The sequence below is a fragment of the uncultured Psychrobacter sp. genome (genome assembly GCF_947500265.1).
Lineage (GTDB): Bacteria > Pseudomonadota > Gammaproteobacteria > Pseudomonadales > Moraxellaceae > Psychrobacter.
The window spans coordinates 288,028-304,839 of sequence record NZ_CANMRN010000004.1; the positions used below are offsets into that span (position 1 = coordinate 288,028).

16 protein-coding genes are annotated in these 16,812 nt (G+C 42.1%); 9 read left to right on the plus strand and 7 right to left on the minus strand.

The genetic code is table 11. The features are described 5' to 3' along the window. Positions 1-25 precede the first annotated feature (25 nt). From Q0788_RS08295 to Q0788_RS08310, 4 genes are all read right to left on the minus strand, one after another. Positions 26-1,366 (minus strand): HAMP domain-containing sensor histidine kinase, encoded by a 1,341-nt coding sequence (locus tag Q0788_RS08295; RefSeq protein ID WP_298809495.1) that lies wholly within the window; start codon positions 1,364-1,366, stop codon positions 26-28. Positions 1,367-1,493: 127 nt separating this feature from the next. Further along, the gene (locus tag Q0788_RS08300; RefSeq protein ID WP_298809497.1) at positions 1,494-2,189 is read right to left on the minus strand and encodes a response regulator transcription factor; all 696 of its coding nucleotides are present in this window, start codon (positions 2,187-2,189) and stop codon (positions 1,494-1,496) included. 107 nt (positions 2,190-2,296) lie between these two features. Then, on the minus strand, positions 2,297-4,015 hold the full coding sequence (locus Q0788_RS08305; RefSeq protein ID WP_298809499.1) for a phosphoethanolamine transferase: 1,719 nt from the start codon (positions 4,013-4,015) through the stop codon (positions 2,297-2,299). A gap of 141 nt (positions 4,016-4,156) precedes the next feature. Beyond that, positions 4,157-4,846: a Crp/Fnr family transcriptional regulator gene (locus Q0788_RS08310; protein WP_298809501.1), complete on the minus strand. Its 690-nt coding sequence runs from the start codon at positions 4,844-4,846 to the stop codon at positions 4,157-4,159. An 85-nt stretch (positions 4,847-4,931) separates the two neighbouring features. On the opposite strand from Q0788_RS08310, the gene Q0788_RS08315 reads away from it, so the two are divergent. The 3 genes from Q0788_RS08315 to Q0788_RS08325 all read left to right on the plus strand — a co-directional run bounded on the left by Q0788_RS08315 (position 4,932) and on the right by Q0788_RS08325 (position 8,157). Further along, positions 4,932-5,723, plus strand: coding sequence for a class II aldolase/adducin family protein (locus Q0788_RS08315; RefSeq protein WP_298809503.1), 792 nt, complete (start codon positions 4,932-4,934; stop codon positions 5,721-5,723). 7 nt (positions 5,724-5,730) lie between these two features. Then, a complete protein-coding gene (locus tag Q0788_RS08320; protein ID WP_298809507.1) occupies positions 5,731-6,603 on the plus strand; it encodes an alpha/beta hydrolase in 873 nt (290 codons plus the stop codon). A 645-nt stretch (positions 6,604-7,248) separates the two neighbouring features. Then, complete coding sequence (locus tag Q0788_RS08325; RefSeq protein WP_298809510.1) at positions 7,249-8,157, plus strand: tetratricopeptide repeat protein; 909 nt, start codon at positions 7,249-7,251, stop codon at positions 8,155-8,157. A 357-nt stretch (positions 8,158-8,514) separates the two neighbouring features. Here the strand turns inward: Q0788_RS08325 and truC are convergent, their stop codons facing one another. Further along, positions 8,515-9,273, minus strand: a complete 759-nt coding sequence (truC, locus tag Q0788_RS08330) for a tRNA pseudouridine(65) synthase TruC (protein WP_298809611.1) — start codon at positions 9,271-9,273, stop codon at positions 8,515-8,517. 283 nt (positions 9,274-9,556) lie between these two features. Here truC and Q0788_RS08335 point away from each other — a divergent pair, with 283 nt between their 5' ends. Further along, positions 9,557-10,495 carry a pirin family protein gene (locus Q0788_RS08335; RefSeq protein WP_298809512.1) on the plus strand — a complete coding sequence of 313 codons (939 nt, stop codon included), beginning with the start codon at positions 9,557-9,559 and terminating at the stop codon, positions 10,493-10,495. 228 nt (positions 10,496-10,723) lie between these two features. Here the strand turns inward: Q0788_RS08335 and Q0788_RS08340 are convergent, their stop codons facing one another. Both Q0788_RS08340 and Q0788_RS08345 read right to left on the minus strand, forming a co-directional pair. Then, positions 10,724-11,002 (minus strand): peptidylprolyl isomerase, encoded by a 279-nt coding sequence (locus Q0788_RS08340; RefSeq protein ID WP_102078430.1) that lies wholly within the window; start codon positions 11,000-11,002, stop codon positions 10,724-10,726. Positions 11,003-11,275: 273 nt separating this feature from the next. After that, a complete protein-coding gene (locus Q0788_RS08345; protein WP_298809515.1) occupies positions 11,276-11,911 on the minus strand; it encodes a TetR family transcriptional regulator C-terminal domain-containing protein in 636 nt (211 codons plus the stop codon). Positions 11,912-12,397: 486 nt separating this feature from the next. On the opposite strand from Q0788_RS08345, the gene rutA reads away from it, so the two are divergent. The 5 genes from rutA (at position 12,398) to Q0788_RS08370 (ending at position 16,802) form a co-directional block, all read left to right on the plus strand. Further along, a complete protein-coding gene (rutA, locus tag Q0788_RS08350) occupies positions 12,398-13,501 on the plus strand; it encodes a pyrimidine utilization protein A (RefSeq protein ID WP_298809517.1) in 1,104 nt (367 codons plus the stop codon). Positions 13,502-13,515: 14 nt separating this feature from the next. Beyond that, positions 13,516-14,235, plus strand: coding sequence for a pyrimidine utilization protein B (rutB, locus tag Q0788_RS08355; protein WP_298809519.1), 720 nt, complete (start codon positions 13,516-13,518; stop codon positions 14,233-14,235). A 75-nt stretch (positions 14,236-14,310) separates the two neighbouring features. Then, positions 14,311-14,694, plus strand: coding sequence for a pyrimidine utilization protein C (rutC, locus tag Q0788_RS08360; RefSeq protein ID WP_298809521.1), 384 nt, complete (start codon positions 14,311-14,313; stop codon positions 14,692-14,694). A gap of 132 nt (positions 14,695-14,826) precedes the next feature. Continuing rightward, positions 14,827-15,408 carry a flavin reductase gene (locus Q0788_RS08365; protein ID WP_298809523.1) on the plus strand — a complete coding sequence of 194 codons (582 nt, stop codon included), beginning with the start codon at positions 14,827-14,829 and terminating at the stop codon, positions 15,406-15,408. Positions 15,409-15,434: 26 nt separating this feature from the next. Further along, positions 15,435-16,802 (plus strand): solute carrier family 23 protein, encoded by a 1,368-nt coding sequence (locus Q0788_RS08370; RefSeq protein ID WP_298809614.1) that lies wholly within the window; start codon positions 15,435-15,437, stop codon positions 16,800-16,802. Positions 16,803-16,812 lie beyond the last annotated feature (10 nt).

The following is a 16,812-nucleotide window of genomic DNA, read 5'->3' on the forward strand; positions in this document are numbered from 1 at the left end:
AATATGTCTTTGGACTATCACAAGGTTACTTATAATAAATACTAAAGGTGCTGCCACCTGAGCGGTTGGCTTGGTGAGTGAGCTGCCAGCCCATATGCGACATGATACGCTGGACGATACTGAGTCCTAGACCTGAGCCTTCAACCTTATGTTTTGTCTCATGCTCTGACAACAGGATTGTTTGCTCGTCTTTATAATGAGACTCTAATCGCTCAAACCGTTCATAGAGTAGAGGCATCATCGCTTCAGGAATACCTAAGCCAGTATCAGTTACCGTAATTTTTCCGTCATCAATAGTAATGGTTACCTCGCCATCATCGGTATATTGAAACGCATTTTTTATGAGGTTGCCCAATGCCATTTTTAGGAGTTCGGGCCGTACGTAAGCGCTGTATTCCTGCTCAGCAATTACCTGACAAGTGACAGACTTATACCGCAGTAAGTATTTTAGGCGCTGCATTTCTGCTAAAGCGATATTGTTGATAGAGGTTTGCGGTGCGTCTAACTTTTCAGGCGCGCGCGATAGTAGAAGCAGGGCGGTTATAATCTCGGAAGTTTCTTTGGCCGTGGTACTGATACGGTTGGTAAATTCATTTAAGTGGCTGTCAGCGTCTAATTGCGAGGCCAATACCTCGGAAGCCCCCATAATAATAGTCAACGGTGTGCGCAGCTCGTGGCTGACATCACCAGTAAATAGTTGCTCGCGCTTGAGGTACTGCTCTAACTTGTGGTTTTTCTCATCGATAGCCCTTGCCAAGACACCGACCTCAGATGGCAAGTGTGTCAAATCGCTTAAGTTATGATGATCGGTCTCAACGGCTCGCTTTAAATCCAATAGAGGCTTGATGATTTGTTTAGAGGACAATTGGGAAAAAATAGCAGCGATAAGTAAGCTTAAAATCACGGCTACTTTTAGCGTATCTGCAAATATGTCTTCTAGGTGCTCAAATATCGCCAAGACTGGATAATTTTCCATCACCATTTCGGTGTTTTCTAGGTAAGTCAAAATATAGGTTCGACCGTCTTGGGTGTAGGCGAAAAGATGCAGGTTGGAATGACCTGCTCCAGATTTTTTATTAACAGTGACAGAGGTCTCTTGCACCGTGTCATTGGCTATCGCTTGCAAACTAGCAGGTGCTTTGTCATAGCGATAAATCTTGATACCTGGTTCAGCGACATAAATAGGCTGATCACCATGCTTTTCTTGGCTAAGCTCTAGCTGCTGCAACAGGCGAGCCTTGACCAAATCTTGCTCTATTCGGCTCTCTGCGTACAAGAAAATACTGACAAAAGCTGCGCACAGTAATAACGCGAATATGAAGTAAGACAGTCTGAATTTATTGGCTATCGAGTCTATATTGGGCATGGCGTAGGACAACCTAATAGAAGAAGGCGATATATAACAGAGCTATATATAATAGAGCAATAAATACGATACGGTCAGTCAGTTAGTAAATTGGATAAGGTTTATTCAATCCATACTGCAATGATGACTACGCGCTTGCTGATTTGTTAGGGTCAACAACTTGGTAACCTACGCCAGGTACTGTGACTATCATAGGTGTGTCAAATGGCTTATCAACCTGTGCGCGCACACTATGCATATGGGTGCGCAGTGCATCACTACTCGGTACATCTAGTCCCCATACTTTTTCTTCAATCTCAGTTTTACTGACGACTCTAGGCGCTGCACTCATGAGGATATGCAATATTTTAAAGCCAGTGGGGGTAAGCTTCAGTGATTGTCCCTCACGCATAATAGTATGCTCACTATTGTTTAAGGACAACGCTCCGACCGCAATACTGTGGGCAAAATGATCGTCCTCATGGCGACGTATGAGCGCTTTGATACGGCACTCCAACTCGACCAACGAAAACGGCTTGACCAAATAATCATCAGCACCGCTATCAAAACCAGCGACTTTATCCAAGATTGTATCGCGAGCCGTGAGCATTAGCACAGGCGTTTTGTCATGCAACTCTTCTCTGAGTTTTTTGCACAGCTGCGTGCCATCCATACCTGGCAGCATCACATCGAGTAGTATCACATCATAACGATTGTTTGAGGCAAGTGTTAGCCCGCTATAGCCATTATGTGCGTTGTCCAATTCAAAACCTTTTGGCTCAAAAAAAGCATAAATATTGGCCACGATATCGGGGTTGTCTTCAATGACGAGTATCTTGTACATGATGCTGACCTAAAAAATAGTGGTTACCTAAAAGAACTGAGCGATATAAAAACAAATTTGATGAGCTACTTTTCAAACACTATTTAAAGTAAATTATTTTTAGCCACTCAACTAGAATGACCCAATTTAAAAAAAGTTGCTTCACCTTTGACTTCATCGGTGGTAATACCAAAAAAGCTAAGCAATGTCGGCGTAATAAAATCGTGTGACACTGGCTGATTGACCATACTAGAAAGACTTTCAGTATCGATACTATTACTATTGGGCGACCAAACTATCGTAGGCACGTGTTTTTGGGCATCTGGTGCGAACTTATAGGGCAAGCCGTGCAGGTAGATATTATTTTCACCCAAACTCTCCCCATGATCACTAATATATACCATTACCACATCATAATCTTGCTCATAAGGTTTTAACGTATCAATCACATTGTTCAAAAAGTAATCGGTATAACGAATCGCATTATCGTAGCCGTTGATCACAGACTGAGCATCACATTTAGACAGCTCATTGGTCATGCAGACAGGGTTATACGCTTCAAATTCTTTTGGATAGCGCTGGTAATAGGCGGGGCCATGATTGCCCATTTGATGCAGCAAAATAAGTGTATCTTTAGGCGTATCTTTCGGTGAGCTGCCTGACTTTACAAGTGCATCAAACCCATCAAGCATACCGATATCTCGGCATTCAGCATCACAGTTGGGGTTTGTGTCAGCTGTTTTGTAGTCTTCAAAAATAACGCGATCAGCCACTCCTTTTGAGCTAGAGTTATTGTCGCGCCAAATGACATTGACCCCTTGCTTGTTTAGTGTATCTAATACGTTTTCATTATACTTAGCGGTATCGATATCGTAGTCTGTTCGATTTGCATAGCTGAACATGCAAGGTACGGAGTAGGCCGTAGAGGTTCCGCAGGAGACGGCATCTTTAAAGCTATAGAGATCTGACTGCTTTGAGAGCAGGGGTGTGGTGTTGCGTGTATAGCCATTTAAACCGAAGTGATCAGCGCGAGCTGTTTCGCCAACCACAAACACCATCAATTTAGGTTTTCTGCTGCCACTCACACTATTAGCAGGTGACACACGCTTTGCATCTGTCGCATGTAGCGTGAAAGTATCAGGACGGCGTAGCTCATCGATATAGTTTTCGCCAAGTTTGATCGTAGAGTAAATAGGCGTGATCGGGTTGGCATAAGAGCGAACTTGTTTATGTTGACGAAAGAAGCTGGCGTATTGGTCACCAAATGGCAAAATGCAAACGGCGATTAGCGCGACAGACAGTATCAAGGTGGCTGTTTTTTGTAGTATGCCTCGCTGCCACGTAGAGCGTTTTAAACGAATTTTGCTAATGATAAATGCTGGCAACACGCTCAGTAGTAGCATCCGAATGACCATGCTGGGGGCAAACAACCCCATCGCCTCTGCTTGATCAGTTTCCAGACTATTGATCAGCATGTTTGTGTCAAATACTGTTCCATAAGCATCGGTAAAATAACCACAGACGGCGGCAGTGATTAGCAGCGCAATCAATACTGGTTTGGCAATTGGGCGATAGCAAAGCAGTTGCAATACCAGCCACATCAGTCCAAATAACAAGCCAATAATAGACAGGATAAATCCGACATTTTTGCTAAATGGATAGATAGCCAGCACCTTCTCAAAAAACCCAATATTTGCAGTCGCTACCAAATATAAAGCCACGATGATAATAAGATAACTGAGACTTATCTCACGATCATAGAGCTTACTAAGGTAGCTGGTTTTTGCGTTGGCGTTGGGTGCGTTGATTTTTAGCACATTGGTCTTGATGACTTGAGGTATGGACATACAGATACTTCTCAACAGATGGTAGGAAACGTCATTCCTTACCATAGCAAGTGGTCTGTTAAGAAGATGTTAAGGCAGTTGATGCTAACTATCATAAGTTAGATGTTGTGTGAATTGTTGAGATAGCTTTATATATTCAAGTCAGGCAGGATTCATTATTGCCATCAACTGAGATTTGTCCTTTATGGTGATAAAACCATAGTGCATATCGATAAGATGCTGCTTTTGCCACGATTGAATAATTTTATTGATGGTTTGTCTGGTGGTGCCAAGCATAAAGCCCAGCTCTTCTTGCGATAAGCGCAGATCTATTTTGATATCGTCTCCTATTTGCTTACCATAAGTGTCGATCAGTCCAATCAGCATGCTAGCCAATCGCGCTGAAGTGTTGAGTGAGGTAGCATCATCAATCCAGTCAAATGCTCGTCGGATTCGCTCGCAGGTTATAAGCGCGAGGTGCTTGTATAAAATCGGATGCAACTGCGCTGTTTGAATCACTAGATTTCTAGGGATAGAGATTAGCGTCACTTTGTTAATCGTCCACGCATCATGGGTGCGAGGATTGTTATCTATGATAGATATTTCACCAAACCACTCGCCACTAGATAGATGCGCCAGTGTCATGGCATGTCCACTAGCGCTCACATTACAGACTCTGATCGTACCCGACACGACAAAGTGTAAAGCGGCATCATCGTTGTCACCGATGGCATGAATCATTTGACCTTTTTGGTATACCTTTAGCACCGCATCGCCTGCCAGTAGCGGCTGCACAATGGCTGGTAGTTGACTAAACCATGGATCGTTATTTAAATAATGATTAATATTCATAAGTGTAATATTTTTGACAGATTTGGTTTTATGAAATGGTGTAAAGTAATCATTCGGGATATCTAAAACAGTAAAGGAATACACCATGCAAACAGCTATGCAAACCGCGACATCAATGGATTCAACATCGAGTGTACACCATAATATGAGCGAACAAGAGTGGCAGATGCGAGTAAATCTTGCAGCCTGTTATCGAATGATTGCCTCTTATGGCTGGGACGATTTGGTATTCACTCATATCTCTGCGCGCGTACCAGGTACCGAGGATGAGTTTTTAATCAATCCGTACGGGATGCTATTTGAAGAGATTACCGCATCCAGTCTGGTTAAGGTCAATAAAGCAGGCGAGAAAGTAGCACCATCAGAGTTTGACGTAAATCCAGCTGGATTTATCATTCATAGTGCTGTGCACGAGGCTCGTGATGATGCGCATTGCGTCATCCATCTACATACAAATGATGGCGTTGCCGTCTCAGCGCAAGAAAAAGGCCTGCTACCTATCTCGCAACAATCATTATTTCCGCTATCCAACTTGGCATACCACGACTACGAAGGTGTCGCATTAAACCCTGAAGAAAAGGTTCGTTTGGTTGCTGATTTAGGTGATGCTCACTTTATGATTTTGCGTAACCATGGTCTGCTCACTTGTGCCGATACGGTTGCCAATGCGTTCTTATACATGTATATCATGCAAAGAGCTTGCGAGATTCAGATCAAAGCGCAGAGCGGAGGAGGTGCCTTGACGCCGATACCAGCACAAATATTGGCAGGTATCCAAGCTGCATCAGAGCAAGTCACCCGTGGCGCGAATGGCGATATCGCCTGGCCTGCATTGTTAAGAAAGCTACGCCGCACTGACCCATCATTTGAGGAGTAAGTCTCTAATGATAACTCTTGATGAGTGGCAACGGCAGGGGCAATATGAATCCATTAACGGGCATCAAATCTTTACTCGGTATGCAGGGGATAAGAGTGCGCCTGTATTGCTATTGATTCATGGTTATCCTAGTGCTAGCTGGGACTGGGAGGGTATGTGGGATGCGCTAACCGAGCATTATTATGTTATTACCCTCGATATGCTGGGGTTTGGATTATCAGATAAACCCAAAAACGCGCGCTATCTAATCAGTGAGCAGGCCGATATTTATCAAGCTGTTTTGCAAAAACTGGGCGTCAGTGATTATCATATATTAGCGCATGACTATGGTGATACGGTGGCTCAGGAGTTGCTAGCAAGACAAGTAGAAGGGAGCGCTGAGCGACACATCGCTAGCGTATGCTTCTTAAACGGTGGTCTGTTTCCAGAGACGCACAAACCTATCTTGGTGCAGAAACTACTACTATCGCCACTGGGTCCTCTGGTATCAAAGCTGATTAATAAGCAGAAATTTGCGGGCAGTCTACAACGGATATTTGGCCCCGACACGCAGCCCACAGCAGAGGTGATAGATACGCTATGGCAGCTATTAAATCACAATGATGGGTTGGGTGTGATGCATAAGCTGATTAACTATATGCCCCAACGTCAGCAGTACCGCGAGCGATGGGTAGGTGCGATTATCGACAGTACTGTACCGGTTAAATTGATCGCAGGTGCTAAAGATCCTATCTCAGGTCAGCATATGATTGATCGTTATCGTCAGCTGATACCCAATGCTGATATAACCAATATGCCTATGTTAGGTCATTATCCGCAAGTAGAAGATGCCGCGGCAATCACAGCGGCCTATTTACAATTTAGACGCAGTATTCTATAAATATAGTTCAATCCAACAAACGCAGAGCATCACATGGTGCTCTGCGTTTGTTATTCTCTTATCATCCTTTAACTCTCAAAAAAATGCATCATTCTAAATGAGACTAATATCCGTGAGCGTAGTCACAAAGCTGTGCAAAAGGTTTTTGATAAAATGATCACCAAAAAACGGTGAGTTATCATTAAGTGACCTATATGCGCAGTGCTACAAGATATTGATGACTTGATAAAAAGATATTTTGAAAAACTTGAGGTTTTGGAGCGTAGTATAAGAGATTATCTTTTAAATGTATTATGAGAATATAAAGTAATCGAGTAAAGCCTAACAGATATAACTATTCTTAAAGTTTGTTATAAGTAACGCCATTGTATTAGTCTATTTTACGTGGTCTATGAATAGATTCTAGGGATTAATCCACTGGCTCTATTGGGATATACCTAACTTTATACTTAAAAATATAAAAATGGCTGGTTCAAAAATAATTAGCCCACATATAGATGACAACCTGTACTGTGTTAAAAAATATTTTATTCAAAAGTATAATACTAAGAATGATACAATGCCATAATTAAGTATATGGAAACAACCAAGTCGTTTAGTACTGCTTCTCTTTAACATAAATAATATATTTTCTAAGAATACATAATGGTTTTTAAGTTAGCAAGGAAGATTTTTGTCCGTAAAAGAAAAAGATCTTATTTAGGAGAGGATTTTTCTATAGTTGCTGAATCATATCGAAAAGCAGCTGAGCAAGGTCATGCCGCATCTCAATATCAACTGGGATCACTTTACCAAGAAGGTAGAGGCGTTCGTCAAGACTTTTTTGCAGCAGTGAGCTGGTATCAAAAGGCAGCTTGGCAAGGTCATGCTGCATCTCAATATCAACTGGGATCACTTTACCAAGAAGGTAGAGGCGTTCGTCAAGACTTTTTTGCAGCAGTGAGCTGGTATCAAAAGGCAGCTTGGCAAGGTCATGCTGCATCTCAATATCAACTGGGTACAATTTACCAAAAAGGTAGAGGTATTCGTCAAGACTTTTTTGCAGCAGTGAACTGGTATCAAAAGGCAGCTTGGCAAGGTCATGCTGCATCTCAATATCAACTGGGATCACTTTATCAAGAAGGTAGAGGCGTTCGTCAAGACTTTTTTGTAGCAGTGAGCTGGTATCAAAAGGCAGCTTGGCAAGGTCATGCCGCATCTCAATATCAACTAGGTTCACTTTATCAAGAAGGTAGAGGCGTTCGTCAAGACTTTTTTGCAGCAGTGAGCTGGTATCAAAAGGCAGCTTGGCAAGGTCATGCCGCATCTCAATATCAACTAGGTACAATTTACCAAGAAGGTAGAGGCGTTCGTCAAGACTTTTTTGCAGCAGTGAGTTGGTATCAAAAGGCAGCTTGGCAAGGTCATGCCGCATCTCAATATCAACTAGGTACAATTTACCAAAAAGGTAGAGGCGTTCGTCAAGATAAATTCCAAGCAAAAGAGTGGTTCGGTAAGGCTTGTGATAATGGTAATCAAAATGGATGTGATGCGTATCGAACATTAAATGAATAATAGTAACAACTTTTTCTGATCTTTTATTAATGATTTAAATGCTTCCTTATAATTAATACCTAATGTTTAAGACATTAGTCAAGTTATTATATGTCTTTATAGACAATTTGAATTATATAGCACAAAGATTTTTTTAAAGAGACTCTAATCTACAAAGCTAATAACTTATAAACGGAAGCTAAATTGTAAGAAACCTTGATGCTATATGATGTATTAAAAAAATATGGGAAACCAATAAGTGTATAGTGCATCGATCATGAATAAAATATGTAGAGTAGGTACACTGTGATCGTTTTAGCAGTTTAAACCTGAGATACCATTAGCCTACAACCTAAGCTTCAAGTCCCCACTAGGAACTTAAACCTCAGCACTATCTGTCCAAGAGAACTCTTCTAAGATACGCATCCATTGATCGTCTAATCCCGCCTTTAGTACTAGTGGCTCACCAGTGACGGGGTGGCTGAGTGCCAAAGTCTGAGCATGCAGCAACATACGCGTGCAATCATAGTGAGTACGAAAAAATCGTGTATGACGTATATCGCCGTGACTGGTATCACCCACGATGTGATGGAATACATGTCTCATATGCCGACGCAGCTGATGTTTGCGTCCAGTTTCAGGCGTTAAGCGCACCAGACTATAGCGGCTAGTGGCATGCTTCTTTGATACTGCAAATGGTAGCTCAATTTGTGCCAAACTTTGCCAGTGGGTGACCGCTTCTTGAGCAGGTTTATCTAAGTTGGCAAATTTATCGGCAATGGCATCAAGCTTAAAGCTCAACGCATAGTCAACAGTACCTTGCTCAGACATAAAGCCGCGCACCACGGCCAAATACTGCTTAGTCACTTTGCGTTCAGCAAACGCTTCGGTAAGGCTACGTGCCACGGCTGAACTCTTGGCAAACAACAACACACCTGATGTGGGTTTGTCTAACCTATGCACTGGGAACACATGGCAGCCTACCGCATCACGTGTGAGCTGCATGGCAAAGCGTGTCTCACCTTTGTCCAGCCAACTGCGATGCACCAACAGACCAGCTTCTTTATTAATCGCTACTATATACTCATCTTCATAGATAATTTCTATTTGATCAGCAGTATTGCCTTCGATATCCATGTTTTCAGTACTCATATTTTAGATGCGTCAATTATATATCCTTTTTATTGTACCTGTAGTGGCATAATAAATTTAGATAGTGCTGCAGAGAAAGTAAGCAGTAAAACTACCGCACCGTTGTTTATATCTTTGCCATTAGCAGCAGTGTTAATATAAATAGTAAAACGCTAAATGATAAGATGTCAGCTGCCGATGTATTGAGCATGGAAGTACCAACAACCATTCAACACTTTTCCACGCTCATTATTTGTAATATATAGAGTATCAAGAAAGGAGTAATTTCATGAGTATTCAAACATTAGAGCCAAAACTGGCTAATGTTGGCGGTATTCCTATCGCACGTTTACTACCTAACAAAGGCAAAAAACCTATCGGTGCGTGGTGCTTTTTAGATCATGCAGGTCCTGCTGATTTTGGTCAAGATGACGCAGGGATGCAAGTGGGTCGCCATCCGCATACTAACTTGCAGACTTTCAGCTGGATGCTAAATGGTGAGGTGCTACATAAAGACAGTTTGGGTAATGAGCAAGTCATTACCAAAAACCAAGTTAATGTCATGACCGCAGGTACGGGTCTGCACCAAGGTATCAGTCATACAGAGCAAAGTGTCTTTCCAGATACAGGCGGTTCAGAAAATGCTGCACGTGGTATCAGTATGGTGCAGCTATGGATTGCGCTTCCCACCGATCAGAAAATCGAACGCAGTTTTCATCATTATCCTGAGCTACCAACGTGGAGCGAGGGCAACGTAGAGATGATACTGACGACAGGCAGTTATACCAATACATCAGGTGAGACATTTGCAGCGTCTACCATTCAGTATTCAAAACTGGTCGGTATAGATGTGTACTTCAAACAAGATGGCGAAGCAACATTGAATTTAGAGCCAGACTTTGAATACGGTATCTTGGTTTCAGAAGGGGAAGTAAAGTCTGAAGGCAATATTTGCAAGCAAGATCAATTATTCCGTTTTCATGATAGCGATGCCGCCAATAATAAAAGTATTAAGTTGGCTGCCAAAAAGGGCACACGTATCATGTTTATCGGCGGCGAACCGCTTAATAACCAAGTGCTAATGTGGTGGAACTTCGTTGCTGATAACAAAGCTGAGATTGAGCAATCTATTATTGATTGGAATAATGGCCATGAGCGTTTCGGCAATGTTGACTCTGATATGAAGCGCTTGCCTGCACCGGAACTACCGAAAGGTTTTAAAGGTTAATTACAATTTGTCTCGCCACCTCACTATTTGACCTTAACTCGTAGAAAACTGCTTAAGTAAAATACTGCTTAAATAAAATAAGGGTAGTTTGACGTAAGGATTAGAAGGGGTAGGTCGACCAAAAACCAAGTCCTGATTCGCACATAATTATCACGATGATAAATCATATATGAATCAGGAAAATATTTGAGATATAGCTCAGTTGGCTTACAATCAAAGCGCCAATGCTTAAGTTCTATAAAGGACTTTTACGACATGCCAGCCAAATTTGGTCTTTACTAAATGCGGGGTAAATAGTTCGCCGGTAAAGCAAACCTTATCGAATGGCCCTACCATATCACCTTTACCAAACTCACCTAGACTGCCACCCTTTTTACCTGATGGGCAGGTTGAGTATCGCTTGGCCAGTACATCAAACTTAGCACCTTTTTTAAGCTTGGCAATAATGTCCTCAGCTTGTTCTTTATGTTTTACTAAAATGTGCAATGCGCTAGCGGTACGAGCCATAATGTAACCCTTTTATAAAATATAAATTATCAGGACATTATATCACTACTTACTTTGGTTGCTAACCTCACTTGTAGGTGCTGAGTTCTCCCAAGTCATCCTTATGCAATCGTGACTATAGGGGTTGGAGAAAAGAAGTCTTAGCCATGTAGTGTTTTATTTAAACTATAGTCTTTATTTAAATTACAGCCCTTAAATGATGGACATAAAAAAAGCCTCAATCTTTAGATTGGGGCTTTCCTAATTGGGTAGCCGTACTTTACTCATATCAAATCACGGAATCAAACTATCTACCAGAAGTTGAATGCTAGTGTTTAATGCCTCATTAGCGAACTTTTTATTTCTCAAGCTATGATTACACACCGCTTCAGTTTGCGTAGAAAAATCAGAATAGTGCTGAGTGACTGCCCAAATATGAAAAATCAAATGGATGGCAGACACGGACTTAATCTTGTTATCTGCAATCCAGCCATCAATCACTGCTACCTTTTCACGAACCAAAGACCTCAAAGGGCCTTTTAATACGGCCATCAAATGAGGTGCTCCTTGTATAATCTCTAACGCATATAGTCTCGATGCTGCAGGCGATTTTTTTGAGATTTTATACTTTTCTTCAATATAGGTCTTAAGGGCAACCCTTGGATCTTGGTTGGCGTTAATCTCACTCAAAGGCGATAGCCACTTACTCAGCACCTTTTCTAAAACAGCAACATACAGAACTTCTTTACTTTGAAAGTAATAAAATATATTCGATTTAGATATGTCAGCTTCTTCGGCAATTTGCTCCATGCGCGCGCCATTTAACCCCTCTTGGGAAAATACGATCAATGCAGCATTGATGATATGTTCTTTCTTTTTTAATATCTTTGCACTCGTCTCTGTCTCTTCTTTTAGTGCGTATTCTTTCACTATATTTTCCCTCATCGTAAAGCCAAAAAACCTAGTTTTAAATGATAGTTGATTCAATTTAAAAAAGGGTAGAAGTAACCAAATGCAGATGCTACTGGTTGATCAAAATAGATATGCCAACTACTCCAACAGCGAGCAATACGATATCGGTTTGCAGGTTCACTAACTATAGTAACCTGCTGTTGACCAGTCTTTTCTGCTGCTTATTCCACCTTATTTTCATTCAAACCACCATCAAAATATTCTCATAAACAATTTATACATTTGTGCACTATTTTATAACACTTTGCACCAATTTATAACAGCACGCACTATTTCTCTGCATATTTTTAGACCATATGGTTTAATAATTTTTGTGTGAAAATGATATAAGTTGTTGATAAATAAAAACTAATTAATTTGGCATAAATTATGCTACATAAAAAACATGAAATAATCTTTATTTCTTTTATCGCTCTTTTCTTCCTCAAACGTATAGGTGAAATCATGGAAATAGGTATTTTTTGTCCGATTGGCAACAACGGCTGGTTAATTTCAAAAAACGCGCCGCAATACAAACCAACATTTGAGCTAAATAAACAGATTGTGCAACGGGCTGAGCACTATGGGTTCGATTTTGCGCTTTCGATGATCAAACTGCGCGGTTTTGGCGGAGAAACTGAGTTTTGGGATTACAACCTCGAGAGCTTTACTTTGATGGCAGGGTTGGCTGCGGTCACATCCAAGATAAAAATCTATGCCACATCGGCGACGTTGGTCATGCCGCCAGCAATCGTAGCGAGAATGGCATCAACGCTTGATAGCATCTCAAACGGGCGTTTTGGATTGAATGTCGTGACTGGCTGGCAAGAAGCAGAATATGGACAAATGGGCATGTGGCCTGGCGACGATTATTTTGGTAAGCGCTATGACTACCTATCTGAATATGTACAAATTTTGAGAGATCTGTGGGCAACAGGCCAATCTGATTTGAAGGGTGAGTTCTTCCAAATGGATGACTGTCAAGTGAAGCCCATTCCAAAAGCGGATATGAAGATTATCTGTGCGGGTCAATCAGACACAGGCTTGGCGTTCTCTGCAAAATACGCTGATTACAACTTTGTCTTCGGTAAAGGTCTGAACACGCCAACTGCCTATGCCGGTATCAATGATCGCTTAAAGGTACACACGGATAAGACGGGTCGTAACGTTCCGACCTATGTCCTCTTTATGGTCATTGCAGATGAGACCGATGAAAAAGCCCAAGCAAAGTGGCAATCATACAATGATGGTGCGGATTTCGAAGCCATTGATTGGTTGCAGTCGCAAGGCGGTAAGGACAAAACCTCAGGCAAAGATACCAACGTTCGTCATATGGCCTCAAGTGTTTCACCAGTCAATATCAACATGGGTACGCTGGTTGGCTCTTTTGAAAACGTCGCCAGCATGTTAGACGAAGTCGCTGAAGTACAAGGTACGGATGGCGTTCTACTGACCTTTGATGATTTCGTGCAAGGCGTGGAAGATTTCGGTAGCAGAATTCAACCGCTGATGCAGAGCCGCATCAATGTTGATACCCCAGTGGCCAGCCAAGCTGTCAGCGAAGCCTAATAAAAGGAGCAGATATGAATTCGGTTAATACAATTTGTGCGGACTTTACCAAGGAATCCTCTCCTGTTTTAGAGTCGTTGCCTGAACCTATCAAGTTAGATCCATCCCAGACGGCATTGATCGTCGTGGACATGCAAAACGCGTATGCCAGCCAAGGTGGTTATCTAGATTTGGCTGGGTTTGATGTCACAGCGACCAAGCCCGTCATCGATAAAATCAAGCAAGCCGTGGATATTGCGCATCAATCTGGCATACAAGTCATCTATTTCAGAAATGGCTGGGACAACAAGTATGTCGAAGCGGGTGGTAGTGGATCGCCCAATTATCACAAATCAAATGCCCTAAAAACCATGCGTAAGAATCCTGAAATTGAGGGAACGCTATTAGCAAAAGGCGGCTGGGATTATGAGTTAGTTGACGAGCTTAGCCCTGCACCTCAAGACATCGTTATAGATAAACCTCGATATAGCGGCTTTGCAAACACCAATTTCGATAGTGTATTGCGATCACGGGGCATACGTAATCTCTTGCTCACAGGTATTGCGACCAACGTCTGTGTTGAATCGACGCTTCGAGATGGATTTTTTCTTGAGTATTTTGGTGTGTTGTTAGATGACGCTTGTTATCAAGCAGGGCCAGTAGAGGCTCATGAGGCCACACTATATAACGTAAAAACCTTTTTTGGTTGGGTGTCCGATGTTGCCAGCATGCAGCAGTGCTTTTCAGATAGTTAACGTTTTACTTAGCCAGTTTTTAGCAACCTAAACCACGATTTTCATACTTAATCTAACCGTAATAGGAATGTAGATATGTCTAAACAAGTGATTATCCCTGAAGGTACTAGCAAACCATTGGCCCCTTATGTACCAGCGACTAAGGCCGACAACATCGTCTATGTCTCGGGCACCTTGCCCTTTGATGAAAACAACGATGTCGTACATGTGGGTGATGCCGCTGCTCAAACTCGCCACGTGTTAACAACGATTCAAAACGTTATTCGAACCGCTGGCGGTAATATGGATGATGTGACGTTTAATTCGATCTTTGTAAAAGATTGGGCAGATTATGACGCGGTCAATCAAGTCTATGCAGAATTTTTTCCCAATGAAAAGCCAGCAAGATTTTGTATCCAATGTGGATTGGTGAAACCAGACGCCCTCGTCGAAATCGCGTCCATAGCGCACATTGGATAAAAACCTGTTTAAAAATAACTGCAGTTAGTGAATTTAAAGTTACCTGACATTGAACCCTCTAGCATTGGACTGTAGTAGGGCGCTTTAGTTGACTACACATGTGGCGGAATATTGTTTAAAAGGAAATGACAGATGAATACAGTAATTAAAGAAAGCCAAGTAACGCAATCCTCATTAATGAAACATAAGTCTAAAGAATCATTCACCTCTACGGCAGGAAGCTTAACCGACATGCAGCAGTCTTTTAGAGATGCGATGAGTAAGTTGGCTGCTGCCGTGAACATTATTACCACTGAAGGTCCAGCAGGGCGAGCAGGATTTACAGCATCAGCGGTGTGCAGTGTCACTGACGAACCGCCAACCCTATTAGTGTGTCTAAACCGAAGCGCTTCTGTGTACAAGTTTTTTAAAGAAAATATGGTGCTATGCGTCAACACACTTGGTCTTGAACATAAAGATTTAAGCGGTGTGTTCGGTGGCAAAAAGGCGCTGGAAGAAAGATTTGAGCAAGGCAACTGGTCCACGCTGTCAACCGGATCGCCTGTATTAGAGGACGCCAGCAACTCCTTTGATTGCAAAATCAAACTCATCAGCTCGGTGGGGACCCACGATATTCTTATTTGTGAAGTATTGGATATCAAACACAAGCCTGATTGCGAAAGTCTCATCTATTTCAATCGAGACTACCATCAATTGAGTAAGTGCAAAAACTAAGTATCACACCTCTACTTTTTTTAAGGATATTCAAAATGGATAAATGGTTTGTGAAATGGCGTCCCTACACCGGGAACCTAGAAACGACACCGGTAGGTATCAATGAATACTTACCAATGGGTAAAAGTGTGGTGTTAGGCGCACAGCACTCATTTGCAATGTTCGGTGCGACAATCTTAGCTCCCTTACTGATGGGCTTTGATCCTAGCTTGACCATGCTGATTACTGGTATAGGTACGATACTTTTCTTTCTTATTACTGGTGGTCACGTACCAAGTTATTTAGGCTCTAGTTTTGCATTTATCGGAGCGGTTGCAGCAGTAACAGGGTATAGCGGCACTGGTATCAATCCAAATATTGGTATTGCGCTGGGAGGTACCGTTGTCTGCGGGATTTTATATGCACTGATGGGTCTGCTGGTGATGAAAACAGGGACAGAGTGGATTGAAAATTTGATGCCACCTGTGGTCACTGGGTCCATTGTGATGATTATCGGGTTAAACTTAGCGCCGGTCACCATACAAAGCGTCATCGGCAGTAGCTTTGACTCTTGGATGGCGTTAGTCACCGTATTATGTATTTGTTCAGTCGCTGTATTCACCAAAGGTATGGTCAGGCGCCTGTTACTGTTAATCGGATTGGTCGCTGCGTATTTTATTTATTTCCTATTAACGAATGTATTGGGCATGGGCACGCCTATTGATTTTAGTCCAATTGCAAATGCCGCTTGGTTCGGTATTCCAACCCTTTATTCTCCTGTCTTTGAGACCAATGCCATATTAGTCATTGCACCTGTCTTTATCATCTTGATCGCTGAAAACCTTGGACATTTCAAAGCAGTAGAAGCCATGACTGGCAAAAGCATCTCGCCTTATATGGGTAGAGCATTCTTCGCTGACGGCCTTTGTACCACGCTTTCAGCCTCGGTAGGCGGTACTGGTATGACGACTTATGCAGAAAACATCGGCGTGATGGCCGCGACCAAAATTTACTCTACAGTTGTCTTTGTCATAGCAGGTGTCTTTGCAATCTTATTGGGCTTATCCCCTAAGTTTGGAACGTTGGTAAGTACCATTCCTGTGCCTATTTTGACCGGTGCTTCAATCGTTGTCTTTGGTTTAATCACGATCGCTGGTGCGCGCATTTGGATGAATGCAAAAATTGATTTCAGTAAGAATGGCAATATGTTGGTAGCCGCCGTCCCAGTAATCTTAGGTACTGGCAACTATTCACTAAACATTGCAGGCTTTGATTTAGGCGGTATCGGTACCGCTACTTTCTTGGCCATTCTTATGAATCTCGTTTTCAATTTTAAAAACAAACAAAAAGAGGTGAGCGTGACCACTGAGAGAGAAATCGCTACATCAGAGCCGCTCTTAAAACTCAATCCATAAAATTAAACCC

Bases quoted from the DNA above. Each gene is read 5' to 3' on its own strand.
- Q0788_RS08295 (WP_298809495.1), bottom strand. From the start codon at position 1,366: ATGCCCAATATAGACTCGATAGCCAATAAATTCAGACTGTCTTACTTC.
- Q0788_RS08300 (WP_298809497.1), bottom strand. From the start codon at position 2,189: ATGTACAAGATACTCGTCATTGAAGACAACCCCGATATCGTGGCCAAT.
- Q0788_RS08305 (WP_298809499.1), bottom strand. From the start codon at position 4,015: ATGTCCATACCTCAAGTCATCAAGACCAATGTGCTAAAAATCAACGCA.
- Q0788_RS08310 (WP_298809501.1), bottom strand. From the start codon at position 4,846: ATGAATATTAATCATTATTTAAATAACGATCCATGGTTTAGTCAACTA.
- Q0788_RS08315 (WP_298809503.1), top strand. From the start codon at position 4,932: ATGCAAACAGCTATGCAAACCGCGACATCAATGGATTCAACATCGAGT.
- Q0788_RS08320 (WP_298809507.1), top strand. From the start codon at position 5,731: ATGATAACTCTTGATGAGTGGCAACGGCAGGGGCAATATGAATCCATT.
- Q0788_RS08325 (WP_298809510.1), top strand. From the start codon at position 7,249: ATGGTTTTTAAGTTAGCAAGGAAGATTTTTGTCCGTAAAAGAAAAAGA.
- truC (WP_298809611.1), bottom strand. From the start codon at position 9,273: ATGGATATCGAAGGCAATACTGCTGATCAAATAGAAATTATCTATGAA.
- Q0788_RS08335 (WP_298809512.1), top strand. From the start codon at position 9,557: ATGAGTATTCAAACATTAGAGCCAAAACTGGCTAATGTTGGCGGTATT.
- Q0788_RS08340 (WP_102078430.1), bottom strand. From the start codon at position 11,002: ATGGCTCGTACCGCTAGCGCATTGCACATTTTAGTAAAACATAAAGAA.
- rutA (WP_298809517.1), top strand. From the start codon at position 12,398: ATGGAAATAGGTATTTTTTGTCCGATTGGCAACAACGGCTGGTTAATT.
- rutB (WP_298809519.1), top strand. From the start codon at position 13,516: ATGAATTCGGTTAATACAATTTGTGCGGACTTTACCAAGGAATCCTCT.
- rutC (WP_298809521.1), top strand. From the start codon at position 14,311: ATGTCTAAACAAGTGATTATCCCTGAAGGTACTAGCAAACCATTGGCC.
- Q0788_RS08365 (WP_298809523.1), top strand. From the start codon at position 14,827: ATGAATACAGTAATTAAAGAAAGCCAAGTAACGCAATCCTCATTAATG.